Origin of the sequence: Streptomyces decoyicus, assembly GCF_019880305.1 — a bacterium.
Lineage (GTDB): Bacteria > Actinomycetota > Actinomycetes > Streptomycetales > Streptomycetaceae > Streptomyces > Streptomyces decoyicus.
The window spans coordinates 2496924-2517285 of record NZ_CP082301.1; the positions used below are offsets into that span (position 1 = coordinate 2496924).

The 20362-nt window shown below is 71.9% G+C and carries 16 protein-coding genes and 1 other RNA gene; 11 read left to right on the forward strand and 6 right to left on the reverse strand.

All coding sequences use genetic code 11. From position 1 onward, the window contains the following. Positions 1–16 precede the first annotated feature (16 nt). Positions 17–1042, forward strand: a complete 1026-nt coding sequence (locus tag K7C20_RS10925; RefSeq protein WP_053210241.1) for a Gfo/Idh/MocA family protein — start codon at positions 17–19, stop codon at positions 1040–1042. Positions 1043–1118: 76 nt separating this feature from the next. Here K7C20_RS10925 and K7C20_RS10930 read toward each other — a convergent pair whose 3' ends face one another. Further along, positions 1119–2402 carry an MFS transporter gene (locus K7C20_RS10930; RefSeq protein ID WP_078953540.1) on the reverse strand — a complete coding sequence of 428 codons (1284 nt, stop codon included), beginning with the start codon at positions 2400–2402 and terminating at the stop codon, positions 1119–1121. A gap of 173 nt (positions 2403–2575) precedes the next feature. Between K7C20_RS10930 and K7C20_RS10935 the strand changes: the two genes are divergently transcribed. Next, entirely contained in the window at positions 2576–3268 is a 693-nt protein-coding gene (locus tag K7C20_RS10935) for a TetR/AcrR family transcriptional regulator (protein ID WP_048829790.1), read from the forward strand. A 74-nt stretch (positions 3269–3342) separates the two neighbouring features. On the opposite strand, the gene K7C20_RS10940 is transcribed toward K7C20_RS10935, so the two are convergent. Next, on the reverse strand, positions 3343–4974 hold the full coding sequence (locus tag K7C20_RS10940) for an alkaline phosphatase D family protein (protein ID WP_030084429.1): 1632 nt from the start codon (positions 4972–4974) through the stop codon (positions 3343–3345). Positions 4975–5139: 165 nt separating this feature from the next. Here K7C20_RS10940 and K7C20_RS10945 point away from each other — a divergent pair, with 165 nt between their 5' ends. From K7C20_RS10945 to K7C20_RS10955, 3 genes are all read left to right on the forward strand, one after another. Then, a complete protein-coding gene (locus K7C20_RS10945) occupies positions 5140–6081 on the forward strand; it encodes a DUF4429 domain-containing protein (RefSeq protein WP_222892584.1) in 942 nt (313 codons plus the stop codon). A gap of 52 nt (positions 6082–6133) precedes the next feature. Beyond that, positions 6134–7066 (forward strand): SDR family oxidoreductase, encoded by a 933-nt coding sequence (locus tag K7C20_RS10950; RefSeq protein ID WP_078953629.1) that lies wholly within the window; start codon positions 6134–6136, stop codon positions 7064–7066. 218 nt (positions 7067–7284) lie between these two features. Beyond that, the gene (locus K7C20_RS10955; protein WP_107083539.1) at positions 7285–8325 is read left to right on the forward strand and encodes a trypsin-like serine peptidase; all 1041 of its coding nucleotides are present in this window, start codon (positions 7285–7287) and stop codon (positions 8323–8325) included. A gap of 53 nt (positions 8326–8378) precedes the next feature. Here K7C20_RS10955 and K7C20_RS10960 read toward each other — a convergent pair whose 3' ends face one another. Further along, complete coding sequence (locus K7C20_RS10960; protein ID WP_053210456.1) at positions 8379–10103, reverse strand: CocE/NonD family hydrolase; 1725 nt, start codon at positions 10101–10103, stop codon at positions 8379–8381. 705 nt (positions 10104–10808) lie between these two features. On the opposite strand from K7C20_RS10960, the gene K7C20_RS10965 reads away from it, so the two are divergent. The 4 genes from K7C20_RS10965 (at position 10809) to K7C20_RS10980 (ending at position 15225) form a co-directional block, all read left to right on the forward strand. Then, positions 10809–11426, forward strand: a complete 618-nt coding sequence (locus K7C20_RS10965) for a hypothetical protein (RefSeq protein WP_048828867.1) — start codon at positions 10809–10811, stop codon at positions 11424–11426. Then, a complete protein-coding gene (locus tag K7C20_RS10970) occupies positions 11419–12705 on the forward strand; it encodes an MAB_1171c family putative transporter (RefSeq protein WP_048828866.1) in 1287 nt (428 codons plus the stop codon). Before K7C20_RS10965 ends, K7C20_RS10970 begins: the two co-directional genes overlap by 8 nt. A 152-nt stretch (positions 12706–12857) precedes the next feature. Continuing rightward, positions 12858–14186, forward strand: a complete 1329-nt coding sequence (locus K7C20_RS10975) for an NAD(P)/FAD-dependent oxidoreductase (protein WP_053210454.1) — start codon at positions 12858–12860, stop codon at positions 14184–14186. A gap of 130 nt (positions 14187–14316) precedes the next feature. Then, entirely contained in the window at positions 14317–15225 is a 909-nt protein-coding gene (locus K7C20_RS10980; protein WP_030077032.1) for a phytoene/squalene synthase family protein, read from the forward strand. Positions 15226–15287: 62 nt separating this feature from the next. Here K7C20_RS10980 and K7C20_RS10985 read toward each other — a convergent pair whose 3' ends face one another. Continuing rightward, positions 15288–15974, reverse strand: coding sequence for a helix-turn-helix domain-containing protein (locus tag K7C20_RS10985; protein ID WP_222892585.1), 687 nt, complete (start codon positions 15972–15974; stop codon positions 15288–15290). An 830-nt stretch (positions 15975–16804) separates the two neighbouring features. Beyond that, positions 16805–17205, reverse strand: an RNA gene (rnpB, locus tag K7C20_RS10990) — RNase P RNA component class A. A gap of 138 nt (positions 17206–17343) precedes the next feature. Here rnpB and K7C20_RS10995 point away from each other — a divergent pair. Next, positions 17344–18156: a MerR family transcriptional regulator gene (locus K7C20_RS10995; RefSeq protein WP_030077029.1), complete on the forward strand. Its 813-nt coding sequence runs from the start codon at positions 17344–17346 to the stop codon at positions 18154–18156. After that, positions 18153–18824, forward strand: coding sequence for a hypothetical protein (locus K7C20_RS11000; protein WP_030077026.1), 672 nt, complete (start codon positions 18153–18155; stop codon positions 18822–18824). Before K7C20_RS10995 ends, K7C20_RS11000 begins: the two co-directional genes overlap by 4 nt. Here K7C20_RS11000 and K7C20_RS11005 read toward each other — a convergent pair. After that, entirely contained in the window at positions 18811–20295 is a 1485-nt protein-coding gene (locus K7C20_RS11005; RefSeq protein WP_053210453.1) for an RNB domain-containing ribonuclease, read from the reverse strand. The genes K7C20_RS11000 and K7C20_RS11005 overlap by 14 nt on opposite strands. Positions 20296–20362: the final 67 nt, after the last annotated feature.

Here is a 20362-nt window from a genome sequence, read left to right on the forward strand (position 1 = left end):
GGAAAGGACCACGCACATGAGAAAGGTGAACTGGGGGCTGCTGGTCACCAGCGGCTACGCGGACGTCGCGATGAAGGCCAAGGCGGCCTCCACCACGACCGAGTTCGTCGCCGTCGCGCACGACGACGAGCCGACGGCCCGCGCCTACGCAGAGACCCACGCCATCGCCCGGTCCTACGGCAGCTACGAGGAGCTGCTGAAGGACGACGAGGTGGAGGCCGTCTTCGTCGCCCTGGACCCGGTCGACCACGCCGAGTGGGCGGTCAGGGCGCTTCAGGCCGGCAAGCACGTGCTGGTGGAGAAGCCGTTCGCGCTCACCGCCGCCGACACCGAGTGGGTCTTCGACACGGCCGAGGCTGCGGGCCGGCAGTGCATCGAGGGCGTGATGCCCCGTCACCACCCGCAGTTCCTGCTGGCCAAGAAGCTCGTGGACGAGGGCCGCATCGGCGAGCTGCGCTATATCTACGCCGCCTGCACCGCCGGTCTGCCGGCGAACTACTTCCGCCGCTTCCCCGAGCGCGGCGGCGGCGGCCTGCTGGACCTGGGCTCTTTCGCCCTGACCGCGATCCGGCTGTTCGGCGGGACGCCCGAGCGGGTCTACGCCGAGGAGGCCCGCCGGGAGGGCGCCTGCGACCACAACTTCGCGGCCACGCTGCGGATGCCGGGCGACGTGCTGGCCCAGTTCGAGGTGGGCCAGGAGGTGTGCCGGGGCGACGCCCTGGAGGTCGTCGGCACCACCGGGCGCCTGGTCTTCCAGGACCCGTGGTTCTGCCGCGACATCACGCGCCTGGAGGTGCAGCGGCAGGGCCCGCCGCCGCACCTGGACCCGGTCAGCGAGTACCTGGACGTGGACCCGGAGGGCGCCTACCGCTGCGGTGAGCAGTACGCGGTCTCCCGCATCCAGCTCGACGCGCTGTCGACGGCGATCGCGCACGGCACCCCCTTCCCGTACGGCCGCACGGACGCCGTGGAGCAGGCCCGCGTCATCGAGGCGCTCCTCGCGTCCGCGGCCGGGGAAGCGCCCGTGCGGCTGGAAGGCTGACCGCACGTCAACGATCGCCGGCCGGTGGGCGGAGTCTCCGCCCACCGGCCGGCGATCTTCAGTGGGGTGGGTGCCGTCAGATGACGAGGAGGGCGGCCAGGGCCGGGCCGAAGGCGCCGCCGAGTTGGTAGCAGAGGGTGAACAGGCCGATGGCGGTGGGGCGTTGGCCGGCGGGGACGGAGTCGGCGGCGTACACCGAGAGCGTCGCCTGTCCCGAGGAGCTGACGAAGACCGACACGCCGGACGCGACCAGCATCAGCGCCGCCCAGGGCGCGACGGCCGCCGTGACGGGGGCGAGTACGCCGAGGACGAGGAGGACGGCGAGGACCGCGGCGCGGCTCATGCGCGTCGAGAACGCCGCCAGGAGCCAGGACGCGGCCGAGCCGATCAGCAGCGCGACGAGGGTTCCCGTGCCGACGAGGCCGGCGTCCCAGCCCTCGCTGTCCTTCAGGGCCCGGGGAACGATGTAGAGCAGCGAGAAGTACGAGGTCGACAGGGCGCACACGACGGCGCTCGCGATCAGGAAGACCGGCGTGCGCAGGACCGCCACGGGGACGAAGCCGTCCGGGCGGGTGCGCACGCGCACCACCAGAACCGCGGCGATGACCGCGGCGCAGACGAGCGCCGGGAGCGGGAAGCGGGGGATGAACACCAGCGCGCTGACCAGTGCCATCAGGACGACGGCGCCGATGGCGTCGAAGGGGGTGCGCGAGCCCTCCGCGGGGAGCGCAGGCGCGGTGCGCATGACGCCGGGCGCGGCCAGCAGGGCGAGGGCGGACAGCGACAGCGCCGCGTGCCAGGACACGTACTGGGTGAGCAGGGAGCCCGCGAGGGGGCCGAGGGCGCCGAGGATGCCGCTGCCGGCGGTCACCACGCCCATGCGGCGAGGGGTGCCCGCGAGGTTGATGGCCGTGGTGACCAGTCCGCTTCCGCCGATGGCCTGGGCGCCGCGGCCGAGTATCAGCAGTGGCATCGACTCGGCCACGATGACCAGGAGGGTGCCGGCGGCCACGAGGGCGGCGCAGGCCAGGACGACGGTTCGTACCCCGCGGCGCTTGAGCAGCGCGGCCATCAGCGGGGTGCACACGGCCATCAGCAGGCCGAAGGTGGTGGCGATCCACGTCGCCGAGCTCACCGACACGCCGAGGTCCGCGCCGATGTCCGGGAGCGTCGTCGTGGCGCTGTTGGCGCTCAGGGCGGCGGGCGTGGCCAGCAGGCCGAGTAAGAGCGCGGGCACCTCGTAGGGATGCCGGCGCGCACGGGGCGGGGCCGGGGCCGTGCCGCCCGGGGGCGGTGAACTGCGCTCGGGGTCCGGAGAGTCCGGGGCGGTGAACGTGTCGTGGCCGGCCGCATGTGTCATCGGTGCCTCCTTTGGCGTGCCAGGGCGTGTGCGCCTGGCCGGATGACACATGAAACTACACCGTGCAGTGTAGCCAGTAAACCGCATAGTGTAAGTTTGAGCCGGGGTCCGGAACCGAGGACGCGCAGTCCTGGCGCCGTGCCCAGGCCCCCACCGCGGCGGAAAGGGAGAGAGTGAAGCAGCACGTGCGGGACGGGAAACCGGGAGAGCGGCGCGGGATGCCGGAGAAGCGCAGGGCGATCGCGCAGGCGGCCCGCGTGGTCTTCGGGCGCGAGGGCTACTCCCGCGCCGGCGTCGACGCCATCGCCGTCGAGGCCGGTGTCTCCAAGCGGACGATCTACAACCACTTCACCGACAAGGAGCACCTGTTCCACTCGGTGGCCCTGGAGGGCGCGCACCAGGTGACCGAGGCCATCGCGGAGATCATGGAACGGCACCTGCGGAAGATCGTGAACCTGCGGGACGATCTCGTCGCCTTCGCCATGGAGCGGGCGGCCGCGGTGACGGAATTCCCGGACCACTTCGCACTGGTCCGGACGATCGAGGCGGAGGTCACGCGGATTCCGCCCGCACTGCTGGAGGACTGGAAGGAGGCCGGACCGCTGTCCGGCCACCTCCGGCTCGCGCCGTATCTCCAGCGCATCGCCGACCGGGGCCTGCTCGCGTTCGACGACGCCGACAGCGCCGCGAACCACTTCAATCTGCTGACGATCACGGACGTCAACCAGCGGACGTTCTACGGCGCCCTTCCGATGCCGGAGTCCGAGACGGCCGGCATCGTGACGAGCGGCGTGGACACCTTCCTGCGCCTGTACGGGACGCATCCCGCCGCGCCGACGCACCGGGACGGGCCCGGCAGCCCGTAAGACGTCGTCAGATGAGGACGGACACCCCGGGGGCCTGGGACGGACGTCCCGGGGCCCCGGTGCGGACGCCCCGTTCAGGCGGGCTTGAGCCCCGGATCGCCCGCTTCGGTGACGAAGGAGGCGGCGGTGCGGACCGGCGCCCCGGGGGTGGTGACGGCGGACACCGTGCGGTAGTCGGCGCGGGCGGTGTCCTGGTCCAGGGCGACGGTGAGGTAGCCGCGCCGGCCGTTGTAGAACTTCAGGTGCGGGTTGGCGGCCAGGTACGTGGCCCAATTGGCGGGCTTGTCCGCGCCGTCCTCGCCGCTGGCGATCGAGGTGGTGACGAACTCGACCCCGGCGGTGCGCGAACCGGGGTCCTGGAAGTCCTTCTTGATGTCGAAGGCGTAGTGGACGTGCACATCGCCGGTGAGGACGACGAGGTTGTCCACGCCCGCCGACTCCGCGCCCGCCAGGACCCGGTCACGGGAGGCCGCGTAGCCGTCCCAGGCGTCCATGCTGAGCTGGTAGCCGGCGCCGGTGGCATTGCGCCGCTCGGAGAAGGTGACCTGCTGCGGCAGCACGTTCCAGCGTGCGGAGGACTGCCGCCAGCCGTCGATCAGCCACCGCTCCTGCGCGGCGCCGGTCAGGGTGCGCCCGGGGTCCAGGGACTGCGGGCCCGGGGCGTGCCAGCCGTCGCCGTAGGCCTGGTCGGAGCGGTACTGGCGGGTGTCGAGGATGTCGAACTGGGCGAGCTGCCCGTACTGGAGGCGGCGGTAGAGCCGGGCGTCGGCGCCCTGGGGCCGCTGCGGGCGGCGCAGCGGCTGGTTCTCCCAGTACGCCCGGTAGGCGGCGGCGCGGCGGACGAGGAACTCGGCGGGCGGGAGGTGGTCCTCGCTGATGTCGGAGGCGTAGTTGTTCTCCACCTCGTGGTCGTCCCAGGTGACGATGAAGGGGTGCGCGGCGTGCGCGGCCTGGAGGTCCGGGTCGGACTTGTAGAGGGCGTAGCGCAGCCGGTAGTCCTCCAGCGTGACCGTCTCACGGTTGAAGACCGCGGGCAGCTTGCGGTCGGTGTAGTTGCGGGCCCCGCCGGCCGCGCTGACGGGGTACTCGTAGAGGTAGTCGCCGAGGTGGAAGACGACGTCGAGGTCCTCCTCGGCCAGGTGCTCGTAGGCCGTGAAGTAGCCGTCGTGGTAGGCCTGGCAGGAGACCGCGGCGAGCTTCAGGGCGGAGATCCGGGCGCTGCGGGCGGGCGCGGTGCGAGTGCGGCCGACCGGGCTGATCCAGCTGCCGGCGCGGAAGCGGTAGTAGTAGACGCGGTCGGGCGCGAGGCCGGTGGGTTCGATGTGCACGGAGTGGTTGAACTCCGGGTGCGCGTCGGCACGGCCCTGGCCGGCCAGCCGCTTGAAGTGCTCGTCGTAGGCGACTTCCCAGCGGACCGTGACGCGGGCGTTCGGCATCCCCGATCCGGGCTCGAACGGACGCGGGGCGAGCCGGGTCCACAGCACAACGGAGCCGGGCTGCGGGTCCCCGGAGGCGACGCCCAGCGTGAAGGGGTTCTCGGTGATCTTCCGCGCATCGGCCTCGGCGGCGTACGCGGCGCCCGCGGCCGGAAGGTTGGTCGCGAAGGCGAGCGCGGCGGCGGCCCCGGTGGCGGTGAGAAAGCGACGGCGGCCGAAGTGCGCGGCAGCGGCCCGGATCTCCTGCTCGTGCGGTGCGTGATGCGTCATCTGGCCCTCCCCTGGCGGTGGTTGTCCCCAGCGATTGGAGGGGCGCGGGACGGCGTGGCGCTGTCCCGTGCACGACACATGCATGACAGGTGGATGAGGACTGGGCCCGCACCGGACGCTGCCGGACAATCGCGGCACCCCAGGTGCCTCCGTAGGATTCGGGGCATGGCTGAACTGATGGGGCGCGACGGCACCTGGACCTTCGACGACGAGGTTGTACGCATCGTTCCGGGGCGTGAACGCGGGGTGCACAAACTGCGCCAGGATCTGGGGGAGTTCACGGTGCCGCTGGCCGCGATGGCCGGGATCGCCTACGAACCGGCCCGCAAGGGCGGCCGGCTGCGACTGCGGCTGCGAGACGGCGCGGATCCGCTGCTCCAGGTCACCGGCGGCGGCCTGCCGGACGAGGCGAACCCGTACCAGATGGCCGTGGACGCCGCCCGGGTCGATGTCGCGGAGTACTTCGTGGACGCGGTGCGGCAGGCCCTGATGCTGGAGCAGATACCGGACGGGCCCGCCGACCGCTATCTGCTGCCCGGCCCGTCCGTCCCGCTGTCGGCCGCCGGGGTGGACGGCATCGCCTCCTTCGACGGGGAGCGGGTGCATCTCGAATGGCGCTGGAACACCAGCGAGACCAAGCGCCACTGGGGCCCCAGGGACTTTGCGCTGGCCGACCTGGAAGCGGTGGAGTGGCGGGCCGCCGCCGGGCTGGAGTCCGGCTATCTCCGCTTCCGGACGCACGGCACGACCGAGCGGTTCGCACCGGAGAACGACCCCAACTCCATCGAGCTGTGGGGCTTCAAGAAGGAGAGCGGCACGACCGCGCTGCTGGCGGCCGCCGTCGCGGCACGGCTGCCGCATCCCTCGGCCGGCCCCGACAAGACCCTCACGGCGGGCACCCCCGCCTCGGCGGCGCTCGCCCCGCCCGCCCCCGAGGCGTCCCCGCAGCCGGCGGGCACCGGAAGCACCGCCGCTGCCGACGACCATGACGCGCTGCTGCGCCGGCTGCGCGAACTGGGCGGGCTGCGCCGCGAGGGCATCCTCACCGAGGAGGAGTTCACCGCCACGAAGGCGGCGGTCCTCCGGCGCTTCCACACCACGGGCTGAGTCGCGGCGGCTGCGGCCGGTCCGCTCCCCGTACGCCGTTTACGCTGCCGCCATGGCAGAGAACACAGCGGGACGGGCAGCGCGGACGACACCGGTGGCGCGGGCCGGGCAGGTGGGCGGCACGGCGACCGCGGCGCGGCCCACACTGCCGGCGCCCACCTCCCGGGGCGGGCAGAGCGCGCAGACGGCACCGGCGGCACAGGAGGCACGGCAGGGCGGTACGCCGCCCCGGAAGGTGGCCGTGGTCACCGGCGCAGGCTCCGGCATCGGGCGGGCGGTCGCCCATGCGCTGGTCGCCGACGGCTGGACGGTGGCCCTTGCCGGGCGGCGCGCCGAGGCCCTGACGGAGACCTCCCGGCTGGCGGGCCCGGTGGACGCCGACGGCCCCGCGATCCTGACGGTGCCGACCGATGTCACCCGCCCCGACGAGGTCGACGCCCTCTTCGCCACCGTCCGCGAACGGTTCGGCCGGGTCGATCTGCTCTTCAACAACGCGGGCACGTTCGGCCGGGCGGCGCCGCTTGAGGAGCTGACGTACGACGACTGGCGCACGGTCGTCGACGTCAACCTCACCGGCTCCTTCCTCTGCGCCCAGGCCGCGTTCCGCGCCATGCAGAACCAGGACCCCCAGGGCGGACGCATCATCAACAACGGCTCGGTCTCCGCGCACGCCCCGCGCCCGCACTCCGTCGCGTACACCGCCACCAAGCACGCGATGACCGGACTGACCAAGTCGCTCTCCCTGGACGGCCGCCCGTACGGCATCGCCTGCGGCCAGATCGACATCGGCAATGCGGCGACCGAGATGACCGGCCGGATGCAGACCGGCATTCTCCAGGCGAACGGCCAACTGGCGGTGGAGCCCGTGATGGACGCGGCGGACGTCGCCCGCACGGTGGTCCACATGGCGGGGCTGCCGCTGGCCGCCAATGTGCAGTTCGCGACGGTGATGGCGACCAACATGCCCTACATCGGGCGCGGTTGAAACCGCACCGGGCCGGACGGCGGCACTCACCGGACGAGGGTGACCCGGCGCCCGGCCCGGACATCGAATCCCCGTACGACCCCTGCCCTCCTGCCGCTTCCGGTGGCACCCTTACCTCGGATCCGCACCACTCGTCTGCCGGGGCCGCCCGCGCGCGGCCCCGTTCCCCCGCGACCGCGTGCGCCCTGCCGTGCGCGGCCCCGCAGAAGGAGTCACGCGTGAGACGAACCGTTCGTGGCATACCGGCAGTTCACGGCATATCCGCGCCGCACCCCGTGCGCAGGTCCCGGGTCGCCCTCGGCACTCTGACGGCCGCCGGTACGCTGCTCGCCCTGCTGCTCCCCACCGGCTCGGCCGGCGCCGCCACCCCGCAGCACTCCCACCACTCCCCCACCCCGCAGACCACCTCCGGCGCCTTCTGGACCGCGGACCGGATGCGCGCCGCCGCTCCCCCGGACCTCGCCGCACCCGCGAAGAAGGCGAACACCACCGCGGTCCCGCGCAGCGCCCCGCTCAAGGTGGCCCCCACCCTCCCGCAGCTCCCGACGGTGCCCGCCGCCTCGTTGCTCCCCGGCACCCTCCCCCAGGCCGGCGGGCCCTGGACCGGCGGCGGCGCGGTCACCAAGACCACAGGACGGGTGTTCTTCACCTACCAGGGCCGCACCGCCTCCTGCTCCGGCGACGCGGTGACCAGCAGCAACAAGAGCACCGTGATCACCGCGGGGCACTGTGTGAAGCTGGGCGGCGCCTGGCACACCAACTGGGTCTTCGTCCCCGGCTATCACGACGGCGAGGCCCCGTACGGCAAGTGGCCGGCGGCCAAGACGCTCTCCACTCCCCAGTGGACGGCGAGTGAGGACATCAACTACGACGTCGGCGCGGCGGTGGTCGCCCCGCTCGACGGCAAGAAGCTCACCGATGTCGTCGGCGGCCAGGGCCTGTCCTTCAACTCGGGCTACAGCAAGGCGATGTACGCCTTCGGCTTCCCCGCGGCCGCCCCGTACGACGGCAGCAAGCTGATCTACTGCAGCGGCACCACCATCAAGGACCCGCTGTTCTCCACCGACCACGGTCTGGCCTGCAACATGACCGGCGGCTCCAGCGGCGGCCCCTGGTTCACCACGTTCGACGAGAAGACCGGCACCGGCCTCCAGTCCTCGGTGAACAGCTTCGGCTACCAGTTCTGGCCCAACACCATGTTCGGCCCGTACTTCGGCGACGACGCCAAGAACCTCTACACCACGGCCCAGTCGTCCTGACCCGCTCCCCGGGGGCCGTACGGTGCCATCCGTGCGGCCCCTCGGGCATGCCCTCAGCCGGAACCCGCCTGCCCCGCACCGGCCGGCACGACCGGCAGCAGCAGGAAGGACGGGTGCTCCCCGCCGCTGAGCAGCGTCGTCCGGCCCGCGTAGACGTCCGAGCCCCGGTCCTCGGGATCGGTGTGGACGAAGGCGCCGTTGCCCCGCATGGCCACCCCGAACGCCGACGGCCACGGCCCCGCGCCCGGGAACTCGAAGTCCCGGCCCAGCACCGATACGCCGAGGCGGTGGCCCGCCGGGACGACCACCGACGTCGGCCAGATCTCGATCTCCAGATCGACGGGTTCGCCGGGGGTGAGCGGCTGCCGCTCGTCGAAGGTGTGCCAGGGCCGGTACGGCTCGCTGCGCGCGGGGTCGAGCTTGCGGAGCGAGGCCCGCAGCCAGCCCAGTCCGACCGCCCCGTGCGGGTCCATCGCGCTGACGAAGGTGACATCACGGCCGTCGGGGTCCTGCACCCGGAGGGTGAGGAAGAGATCGGCGTCCGTGGTCGACGAGGCCACCCGCAGCGACGCGGACGCGGGCCCGGTCAGCTCCAGCTCCTCGGCCAGCGGCTCCGTCCAGAAGGTCAGACCGTCCCCGAGCGCCTCGAAATCGGCGCTCCGCTCACCGGGGTCCGCCGCCGGCGCGAGCGCGCGACGGTCGAGTTCGAGGTGGAACGCCGTCCACTGCGTCCGCGCCAACGGCCACTCCTGCTCGGCGCGTTGCTCGAAGCTTCCGTCGGCGTGCCGCACATTGAGGAAGACCGGCGGCTGCTTGTCCCAGCCGGTGTCCTGCCCCTTGAGGAAGTGCCCGAAGAAGCGCTTCTGGAGCGCGACCCCGTAGTCCGTGTAGAACTCCACCCAGTGCTGAAGCCCGTGCACTTCCAGCCACTTCTGCTCGCTCGCGACGCCCGCATACCCCTCGAACCCGCCCCGGGTGTGCAGATGATGCGCCCAGTTGGCCGCGGACAGCACGGGGACGGTGATCCGCGCCAGGTCCGCGCTCCGCTCCCGGTAGTACGCGTCGAGCAGCGCATGGTCGTGCAACGCGGCGACGGTGTCGGCGGCGTTCTTGGCCCGCTCCTCCTCGCTCAGGACCCCCGGGCCGGTGACCGGGACCCCCGTGACCCGGTGCCGCGGGCTGTCGGCGGCACCGTGCTGCATCGAGGCGACCTGGACCGGATACCACTGCGGGAGGAAGACGTGCAGGATCCCGCCGTGATGGGTGAGTTCACGGTAGAAGTCGGTGGCCCCCTCCCAGGGGCAGATGGCGGCGAGGTGCGGCGGCCGCAGCGCCGCGACCTGCCACTGGTTGACCGCGTAGTACGAGATGCCGAGCAGCCCCACCTTGCCGTTGCTCCAGGGCTGGGCCGCCGCCCACTCGATGCATGCGTAGTAGTCCTGCGTCTCGCGCGGCGAAAAGATGTCCAGGTATCCGGGCGACCGTCCGGCGCCGCGCGAGTCCACCCGGATCACGACGTAGCCGTCGGGCACCCACTTCTCCGGATCGGCCGTTTCCCAGTTCTGGTAGCGGTTCGAGGACCCTGCGACCGCATCCGGGTGCTCGGCCTCCAGAGTGCGCCACATGGGGGCGAACCCCTCTTGAAAGGCAAGCCCCTTGGCGTACGGCCCCAGACTCATGATCACGGGATGGGTCTCGCCGTCGTCCGGCAGGAAGACGTCGGCGCGGAGCTCGACCCCGTCGTCCATCGTGATCGGCGCATCCCAGTCGACGAGCATCACACCGCCCTCGGAGCATCCCCCGAAGCACTACCGCGGCAGCAGCCGTCCCGCCGACGGTCGGCCGCCGTTCCCTCCTCCCATTGTCCGCGGGTATCCGTGGCGGCGCCACGGCGTGAACGGCGCGGAGCGGGCACGGCGACGGCGGCGGACGGTCCGGCCGGTGCGCGCTCGGCCGACGCACCGCTCTGACCACGGCAAACTCACCCAACCGCCGGGTAACTTTTCCATCACGGAGGAACAGGAGAGCTGCACTACACTCGCGCGAGGCGAAATGCGCTTGACATGCAGCGAATTGCGGGGTGATCCGGGCGTTTCGGCGGCCAACGGACATCCCCAAGGCCCTCGGCGAGGAGGAAGGGCCTTGTGCGAGTCGGCACCATCTTTGGCTTGCGAGGGGCTTCCTCTTTCCCGGCCCGCAAGGAACATTCCGCACGGTATCCCTCTGTAGCCTTACAGTCACTGCGGCTGAGGTGGTACGCACCTGCACGACGCCCGATCAGAGGAGGGGCCGTGGCGCGCCCAGTTCTCGTCACCGGCCCTCGTCGCCGGCGAGGCGGCAGGCCGGCGGCAGTGCCGGCCGGGGAGGCCGGCCGTGCCATGGCATACCGACCACCCGACACCCACCGAGCTCGACGCCGTTCCGGGCCCCGTACCGTTTTGTCCTCGCCCCGCGCGCAGCAACAGCCGTAGGAGTATCCGTTCATGTGGTGGCCCCGCCGCAATGGTTCAGCGCAGCAAGCAGAGCTGCCGCAGCCCGCTCGTCGCCGGGCTCCCAGCTCCCCGTGGACCTCGCTCCGCGAGCAGTCGGCGGTCTTCTTCGCCACCTGGTCCGTGACCCGTCTCGTCCACCGCGATCTCGGGCTCTCCGGCGTACGGGACATGCAGGGCCTCGTCGACGCGGTGGCCGTGCGGCGCAACAAGCCGATCACGATCACCGAGGTGCCGCTGCCTCAGCAGGTGTCCGGCTTCTGCGCCCGGGGCAAGGACCGTGACTTCATCGTGGTGGACTCCACCGCGAACGAGCTGACCCGCCTCCACGCCAGCCTCCACGAGCTGTTCCACCTGTGGGAGGAGCACCCGACCGACAGCGGCTCCTCCGACCAGCCCATGACCGAGGAAACCGTGCGGCAACTCCTTCCCGGTCTCAAGGCGGGGCCGGTGCTCCAGATCCTGAACCGGTCGCACTACGACAGCGCTCATGAGCGACGGGCCGAGGCCTTCGCCACCGTGATGCTCCAACGCCACCTGGAGCTGCGGCGCGACCAGAGCAACAACGGGTTTCTCTCATCGGCTCTCTCCCACAGGAGGTCTGGTGTCTGAGAGCACCTCGAACTTCGTCTACCTGGCCATCGCGATCATCGACTTCGTGATCGCCGGCTGGAAGTGCCTGGCACTTCTGCGCGACCCCACACCCACCCTGTCCTTGATCACCGTGAACTTCGTGGCGTCCGGCCTGGTGTTCGCGATGGCCGCTCCGGCGGGGTACCGGATGCTGGGGGACCTCACCGGCAGCCCCAGCTTCGCCACCCTTCCCGTATACATCGGCATCCTGAGCTGCTTCTCGCTTCTCCACCTGCTCACGATGCTGTGGGACCCCCGGCTGCGCGAGAGCCCGGCGGTGCTGCGCCGCAAGGTCACGACGTGGTCCGCGACGTACCTGGTGGCACCGGCCGTCATGGTCGTCACGTTCTGCTCCGCCGACCTGTCGGGGCCGACGGACCCCCTCGAATTCAACACGAACTTCGCGGGCGACCCGCTGATCCAGGTGTTCCTGGGGGTCTTCCTCACCACGCTGGCCTGCGGAACCCTGAGCACCTACCGGCAGTGCCGCAAGCTGAAGTTCGAGGACCCCCGGTTCCAGCATGCGCTGCGCTCCTTCGGCACCGCCATGCTGTTCGTCTTCGGCTATGTGGTGTGCTCGGTCCCGGCGATCATTCTGGCCGCCCTCGGCAACCACGCCCTGGACGCGGTGGGGGTGCTCGGCTCCACCTTCGGCTCGATCGGCGCCCTGATCACCAGCTACGGCCTCTCGGGAGCCGCTGTGGGCGCATGGCTGCGCGAACGTCGTGACATCAAGGCCTTGCAGCCGTTGTGGGACCTCGTCGTCGAAGGAGTCGACGAAGACCTCGCGTTCAGCGTGGACAGCGCACGGAGCCATCGCCTGGCATGGAACGTGGGATTCAACCTGCACCGCCGCGTGATCGAGATTCTCGACGGGATGCGAGCGCTACGGCCCTGGCTGTCGCCGCTGCCCGCGGCCGCGGTGTACGCCCTGCACGAGCAGGGCACGTCCCAGGGCGCCGGTGACGCCCGGCGCCTCACGGATCAGGAACTCCAGGCGGCCGCCACGGCCGCTGCCCTGCGGGACGCGGCACAGCGCCTGCAAGCCGCCCGGCGTGCGGCGGCGCTGCACAGCACCGGTCACCCCCAGGCGCCCGCGGGCCCGCAGGTGGCCCTGCCGGGCGAGGACACCCCTGCCTCCGGCGAACGCCAACGGCTGCTGCGCGTCGCCCAGGCGCTCACGGCCCCACTGGTCGCCACGGCACTTCAGGACGTGCAGGAACAGCGTTCCCGCACCGAGGTGGCCGAGCGGAAGTAGCCGGCCGGAGCGCGGAGTTCGGACGGAACCCGGTGCCGCCGCCCCCGCCGGACGGCTACGGCAGAATGGGCCCGCCCCGTGCCGGCGCCGGTGCCCGGACCAGGCCCGGCGCCCTTGAGCGCGGGGAATCACCGAGTCAACTGGGGGATCTTGTGAGACGCGCTGTTGTCCTGGGCGGGAGCATTGCGGGGCTGTTCGCCGCTCGCGTTCTGGGCGACCACGCCGACGACGTCGTCGTTCTCGACGCGGACGCCACGGGGGAAGACGGCACGGGCCGCGGCGCTCCGCAGCGACAGCAACTGCATGCGCTGCTGTCCATGGGACACACCCAACTCGAGCGCTGGTTCCCGGGCATCACCGGCGAACTCGTCGCCGGCGGGGCACGCCTGGGGACCGGCCCCGAGGTGCAGTTCTACGTGGACGGAGCGCTCAAGGCGCCCGTGGCCGACATCCGGATGCTGGGCGCCACTCGGCCGTTCATCGAAAGCCACGTCCGCCGGCGGGTGGCGGCCCTGCCGAACGTCCACGTCCTGCCGGGGCGGGCCCGTGGCCTCCTGTTCGGCGCCGGCCGGGTCCGGGGCGTGCGTTACTCGACGGCTGAGGACACCTCGGCCCATGCCGGCCACGAGAGCGAACTGGACGCGGACCTGGTGGTCGACGCCATGGGGCGCTCCAGCCGCCTGGGCACCTGGCTGCTGGGCGGCGGGTGGGACCATGCCCCGCTGGACCGGATGAGGATCGACCTCGGCTACGCCACCGCCGACTTCCGGCGCGGTGACGAACTCCCCGACACGGTCGTCGCCCACGCGTCCCCGGGGCCCGCCAGCGGGTACCAGCCCACGCTCAGCGAACCAGGCGCGATGGTCGCGGTGGAGGACAACCGCTGGATGGTGGTACTGGCCGGCTACACCGGCCACCGCCCGGGGCGCGATCCGGGCGAGTTCCTGACCCGGATGCGGCGCTGTGTCGGCCCGTTGCGCGAGATAGCAGACCGCTGCGCCCTGGACGGCGACGTCCGGACCTTCCACTTCCAGGAGAGCCGACGCCGCGACTTCACCCGGCTGAGCCGGTTCCCCGGGGGGCTGGTGGCGGTGGGAGACTCCGTCGCCTCGGTGAACCCGATCTACGGGCAGGGCCTGACACTCGCCGCCCTCCAGGCCTCGTGCCTCGCCGCCTCTCTGCGCGCCGGGGCCGCTCCGCACGAGCCGGCCTGGGAGTACTTCCGCCGAGCCGGTGTGGTGGTCGAGGCGGCCTGGCAGGTGTCGGCGACCGCGGACCTCGCCCAGCCGCATGTGACGGGCCCTTACCCCCGTGGCTACCGGCTCGTCCGCTGGGCCGGCGACAAGATCATGGAAGCCTCCGTCATCGACTCCCGCGTCAACCAGGCATTCATGGACGTCGTACACATGCGCCGGCACCCGAAAACGCTGACCCACCCTCGTCTGCTGGCCAGAGCGGCACGGGTGCTGTCCACTCGCTGAGGCCCCGCGTCGCACCGGCCCTGGTCCGGTGCGGCGATGCCGGGACGGACCGGGCCCTCGGGCGCGGGTACCCAGGGGGTGACACCCCCTAAGGTAAGGCTGGACCGTCAAGAAGGAGGGGAGCACCACGATGGCCACATGGCCGAAGGCTCTCGACCAGGCAGAGATCACGGACCCCGCACTGCGTCGCGACTACGACGAGCAGCGCCGGCTGGTGGCACGGTACGCCCGCCCCGAGTACACAGCCGTGCGCCTGCTGCTCCCCGCACGGCTCGTGCCCGACATCATCGCCGCGACCGCGTTCATGCACCACAGCGACAACCTCATCGACCAAGGGCCGGTCGATACGCGGATCGCGGCGCTCGGCGACTGGGAACGCCAGGTGCACGCCGCCCTGGAGAGCGGCAAAGCCGACCAGCCCGTCCTGCGGACACTCGTCGACACCATCGCCCGGCAGCCGCAACTCCGGCAGCACGTCGAAGACTTCCTCGCCGGCGCGCCCCTGGAGGTGCGGACGGAAGGTTTTGCGTCGGAGAGCGACTTCCAGCACTACGTCGACGGCTATTCGCTGCCCGCGTTCCTGCTCATCGCCTGCCTGCTCGGCGGAGCGCCCGCGGAGAAGTACGTGGCCGGCTGCCGGACCTTCATCGAGGCGAGTCAGCGCCTCGACTTCCTGAACGATGTCGCCGAAGACCTGAGCAACGGGCGCCTCGGCATCCCGGAAGAGCACCTCGCCCGGTGTGGCCTGACCCGCAGCGACTTGAGCAACAACGACGGCGCCCCCGACGGGTTCCGGGCACTCCTCCGTGACCAGGCCCAGCAGGCCCGTTCAGGGCTGGCAGCCTCGTACGGGCTCGTGGATCTGGTGCAGGCTCACAGCCGGCCGTTCGTGCGCGCTCTGATCGGCATCCAGGGCCTCACGCTGCGAGCCGCGGCAAGGAAGGGCACCGCGCTGCTCCAGGGGTCCGCCCGGCCGAGTGTGGATGCGGCGCTGCGGATTCTCGTCCGGGAATACGTGGCAGCGCGTCGGCAGCGGTAGCGGGCACCTCGCCGGGAACGGGCGGGAAGGTCCGGGGCCGACGGCAGGATTTCCCGGCCCGTTCAGTTGCCGCGCCGGCCGGGGGGCGGACGGTCGTCGCTCTCGGGCCGCGCCAGGCCCAACAGCCCCTGGATCAGCGGAAAGACCCGTCTTCTGCTCTTGGACGGCAGGGAGCGCATTCTGTCCGTGAGCTCCCGCACTTCGGGATCCTCGCGCTCCGGCTGGCTCAGCGCCTCGGAAAGCGCCTCCCGGAGTTCCCGGTCGATCTTGCTGTCGCCGCTGGTGCCGCTCCGCATCGCCAGCCGGTTGATCCCCTTGCCCCTGAGCAGCGCGAGATGGGTCAGTTGCTCGTGCGTCGACTGCAACGCCCGGTAGAGCGCCTGACGTTCGGTGGCGGTGAAGAAGCCGGGCTCCACGTCGAAGAACTTCTCCAGCTTCCGGGTGACGTCCAGTCCGGGGCTCTTGCGCTTTCCGTTCAGGAGGTAGCCGACCTGACCGTGGGAGATACCGGCCCCCGCGCCGATCTCGTCGAGGGTGTACATCTTCCCGTCGGGCTTGCGGCGGGTCTCCCGCAGGAAGACCAGGCGCTCCTGGAAGGAGTCCTGCACGCTCTCGGACTCGTTGCCATCGTGATCGAGCAACGCCTGTACGCGAGGGACCGCGATGCCCGTCCGGTGCGAGATGTGGTCCAGGTCGATGACGTCGCGTCCGAGGTCCAGGTCCCTCAGAAGCTCGTCGATCGATGCCACGACGGCTTGGAGACCATCCGCCGGGTGCGCGTCTGAGGCATCCATGGCGATGGGTGGACTCCTGGTCGGTAGACAGGCGGGCGGCCGCGCACTCGCCGCCGCTCCGAGGTTAACGGTCGCAAGTACGTTACGCCATGAGCGTCACAACAATTGTGTCAGAGCAGTCTACCGGCGCCCCGGATAACCGTCGCTGACGCTCCTGGATTAAACGATTGTTGACAACGGTGGTTTGGTTGAAGGATCCTCGCCAGGACGGTGGCGCCGCGCGACGGGGCGTTCACGTCTGCGCGGGGCCGATCGCACCGGTCTCGTGCCGACTGCACCCGAGCACGAGTCGTTCATGAGTCACAGGAGTGCCCTTCATGTCGTGGCCCGCCACGGCCCGCTGACACCGCATACGTCACCGCACCCGGTCGACGGCACCGCAACTGCCGTCCCTCCCAGCGGTGGTGCCGGGCTCCACAGGGGAGAGCCCGGCACCACATTCTTCTTCGGGGCGTCATCGACCACGCGACACGGCGGCCTCGCCCACGAGGCGACGCACGCCGGCCTCTTCGTGGGCGACATGGACCACGTGGCCTTCACCCTGTCCTCGTCACTCGCGTGCACTCGCGTGAACTCGCGTGAACTTGCAGGTACTCGACGCGGGCTCCTCCCGGATGCCCGTGCGTTGCGCACGGTGGGACCGTAGGCGGAGTGGCAGCCGGCCGCTCACGGGGCCTGACGGGGCGGCGGAGAGCCCCCTGGCTCGCGGTATCGACGGTGGCAGCCGTCAGGACGTGCCGACGGCCCTGCCCAGGGAGTTTTCCTGTTCAGGGCCGTGGTGGCGGCGGACGAGTCGGCCTGTACGCCGGGTTCTGTCGCCCCCGGTCCTTGCGGGCCGAGGGGAGACGGCCATCCATCTAGGGCTGCCGTTGCCGGCAGCCTCGTGCGGTCTACCCGCGGACTCGGGCGGGCAGCCCTCAGTCGTCCGCGCAGAGACATCAGCCGATGTCTCCTCTTGACCTTGCTCCAGGTGGGGTTTACCTAGCCCTCCGAGTCACCTCGGAGGCTGGTGGTCTCTTACACCACCGTTTCACCCTTACCCGGTCCTTGCGGTCCGGGCGGTCTGTTTTCTGTGGCACTGTCCCGCGGGTCACCCCGGGTGGGCGTTACCCACCACCTTGCCCTGTGGAGCCCGGACGTTCCTCGGGGGGACCGTAGATCCCCACGCGGCCGTCCGGCCGGCTCGTCCGCCGTGCCGACCATGCTACCCGTAGGGGGCACCGCCCCTCGCCGGGCTGCCCCCGGTTCCCTCCCGAAGCTCTTTCCGGCGCTCCCCCGGATTCGCCCTTGACCTTGTCGCAGCGGCAACGTTTGTACTGGGCACATGAGAATCGGTGAGCTCGCAGGCCTGATCGGCGTCAGCACCCGTGCCGTACGCCACTACCACCACCTCGGACTGCTGCCCGAGCCGGAACGCCGCGCCAACGGCTACCGGGAATACGGGCTGCGGGACGCGGTCACGCTCGCGCGGGTGCGCCGGCTGACGGAGCTGGGGCTCGGGCTGGACGAGGTGCGGGACGTCCTCGCCGACGACGCCGGGCGCGAGCTGCGCGAGGTGCTGGCCGAACTGGACGCGGATCTGGCCCGCCAGGAGGAGGAGATCCGGGCCCGGCGGAGCCGGCTGGCGGCGGTGCGGCGGCAGGCGGACGAGCACGGCGGGCTGCCCGCCGAGGGCCCCGTGTCGGACGAACTGGCGGCGCTCTTCGCGCAGATGGCCCGCACCTCGGCCGCGCGCTCCGGTCCGGAGCCCGCGATGGCGGCGAAGGAGCGGGAGGTGCTGGCGCTGCTCGAATCGACGGGTGGCGAGGGAGGGAACAAGCGGATGGTGGAGCTGCTCGCGGAGATGACCGCGGCACCGGGGGCGATGGACCGGACGTACGAGGTGTACGGGCTGCTCGATGCGCTGGCGGAGGCGGAGACGGATGATCCGCGGGTGGAACAGGCCGCGCAGGCACTCGCCGACTGCATTCCGGACGCGGTGATCGCCGCGCTCGGCCGGGAGCACTGGGAGCGGGCGGCCGGGGCGGGCGCGGAGGCGGACGGCGGCTTCATGGCGGCCTACTACGCGCAGTTCACGCCCGCGCAGGCCCAGGCCGTACGCAGGGCGATCCAGCTGCTCACGGAGCGTGTGGGGTGAGCCGGGGGACAGCACTGCGCCGGCTGGCCGCCCATGAGGCGCGGTGGCAGATCAGCCTGGGACGGTGGGTGGCGCGGCAGCGGATCGGCGTGGCGCCGGGCGACCTGGCCCTGGGGTATGCGGCGGCCCAGGCGGCGCTCGTGTACGGGCTCACGTTCGTGTGTGTGGTGGAGACGGTCGGGGTCAGCGTGCTGCTCGCCGGTCTTCCGGGGGTGCACGCGGTGATGCTGGTCGTCGACGTCTACACGGTGCTGACGATCCTGGGGTTCCAGGCCGCGGCGGTCACCCGGCCGCATGTCCTGACGGCGGACACGCTGTGGCTGCGGGACGGTGCGCGCCGGGAGATACGGATACCGCTGGAGCGGATCGCTGCCGTCCGCTACGACCTCCGGTTCACCACGGCGCCGGAGAAGGACGGTGACGAGGTGGCGGAGCTGAGGGTCGGCGGCCAGACCTCGGTCACCGTCGAGCTGTCCGAACCGGTCGTGGCCGTCCGGCTGTTGGGGCAGCGGGAGACAGTGCGGACGGTGCGGTTCCATGCCGACGACGCGCGGGCGGCGGTGGCGGCCCTGCGGGCCCGGCTGACGGAGGCGGGCGGCGGCGCGGCGACGGAGAAGGGCCGGGACACATCGCCGGAGACGGGCGGGGCCGCGGTCAGGCAGGGGTGAAGCGGACCGGGTGGCGGCCCGGTTCGGCTTCGGCGAGGCGGACCGGGATGCGGCGGCCGAGGGGCAGCGCGGGGCCTTCCGGGGCGGCTTCGACGGTCCCGATGACGGCCGGGTCGTAGAGGTGGACGGTGCCGTGGGTGGGGTCCTTCTCCTCGATCTCGACGACCAGCGCCTCGAAGACCTCGCCGACCCGGTCCCGCAGCAGCGCCGCCTCGACGAGGTCGACACAGGACCGCTCCACCAGGTTGGCGCGCTGGGTGCCGGTCTCCATCTCACGGGGCAGGGCGGGCAGCGCACTGCGCACCCACTCGGCCGGTTCGAGGCCGGCCGAGGCGGCCAGGCACAGCTCGGAGGTGTAGCGGTCGGCCAGCCGCCGCAGCGGCGCGGTGGCATGCGCGTACGGGGCGGCCACCGCGGCGTGCACCGCCTCGGAGGCCTGGGGCGCGGTGCCGTCGAAGACGGTGTAGCCGGCGCCGCGCAGCAGGGCGGTGCACTCCTGGAGGAACGCGGCGTGGGCGGGACGCCGCGGGTCGAGCGTGCGGATCAGCGCCGCGTACGAGGTGTGGTGGGGCCAGTCGACACCGAGGGCGCGGGCGGTCAGCCGGAGCCGGGCGACCGAGCCGTCAGGGGCGGTGGGCAGCGTACGGAGGATGCCGGTGCCGGAGGCGAGCATCAGCTCGGCCGCGGCCATGCCGGTGAGCAGGGAGATCTGCGCGTTCCAGCCGTAGGCCGGGAGCGGGGCGCGGTATTCGAGGGTGTAGCACCCGTCCCGCTCGACGATCTCCTGCTCGGGGACGTTCAGGGAGATCGCGCCCCGGTCGACCTCCAGCTTCTCCCGCAGCAGCCCGATCTCGCGGAGCAGGGCGAGCGGTTCCTCGGCCGTCCCGTCGTCGAGGATCCGCTGGACTCCGGCGTAGTCCAGCTTGGCACGGGAGCGGACCAGGGCGCGGCGTACGGAGGCGGCGGCCAGGGCCCCGTCCGCGTCCAGGTCGAGCTGCCACAGGACAGCCGGGCGGTCCCGGTCGGGCAGCAGGCTGGCGGCTCCCTCGCTCAGCACATGCGGATGCAGCGGCACCCGCTCGTCGGGGAAGTAGAGGGTCGTCACGCGGTGGTGCGCCTCGGCGTCCAGGGCGCCGCCGGGTGTCACGAAGGAGGCGACATCGGCGATGGCGTAGTGGACGCGGTAGCCCCCGCCGGGGCGCCGGGACAGGAACATGGCCTGGTCGAGGTCGAGGGAGCCGGGCGGGTCGAGGGTGAAGAGGGGGAGCTCGGTGGCGTCCTCCAGGGTGTGCTCGGTCGCCACCGCGCCGTCGGCCGCCAGGATCCGCGGGGCGCGGGCTGCGCTGTCCGCCTCGGCCTGTGCCGTGGGCGGGAAGTGGTCCGGGATTTCCAGCTTCCCGCGCAGCTCACGCAGCGCGACGCGCAGCGGGGCCTCGGCTGCGTCGGTCACATGCATATGGAGACGGGGCATGAAGTCGAGCGTATGGCGGGCGGCCGTTCCCGGCGCGGCGTGCGGGCGGCGGCCCCGGGCCGCACGG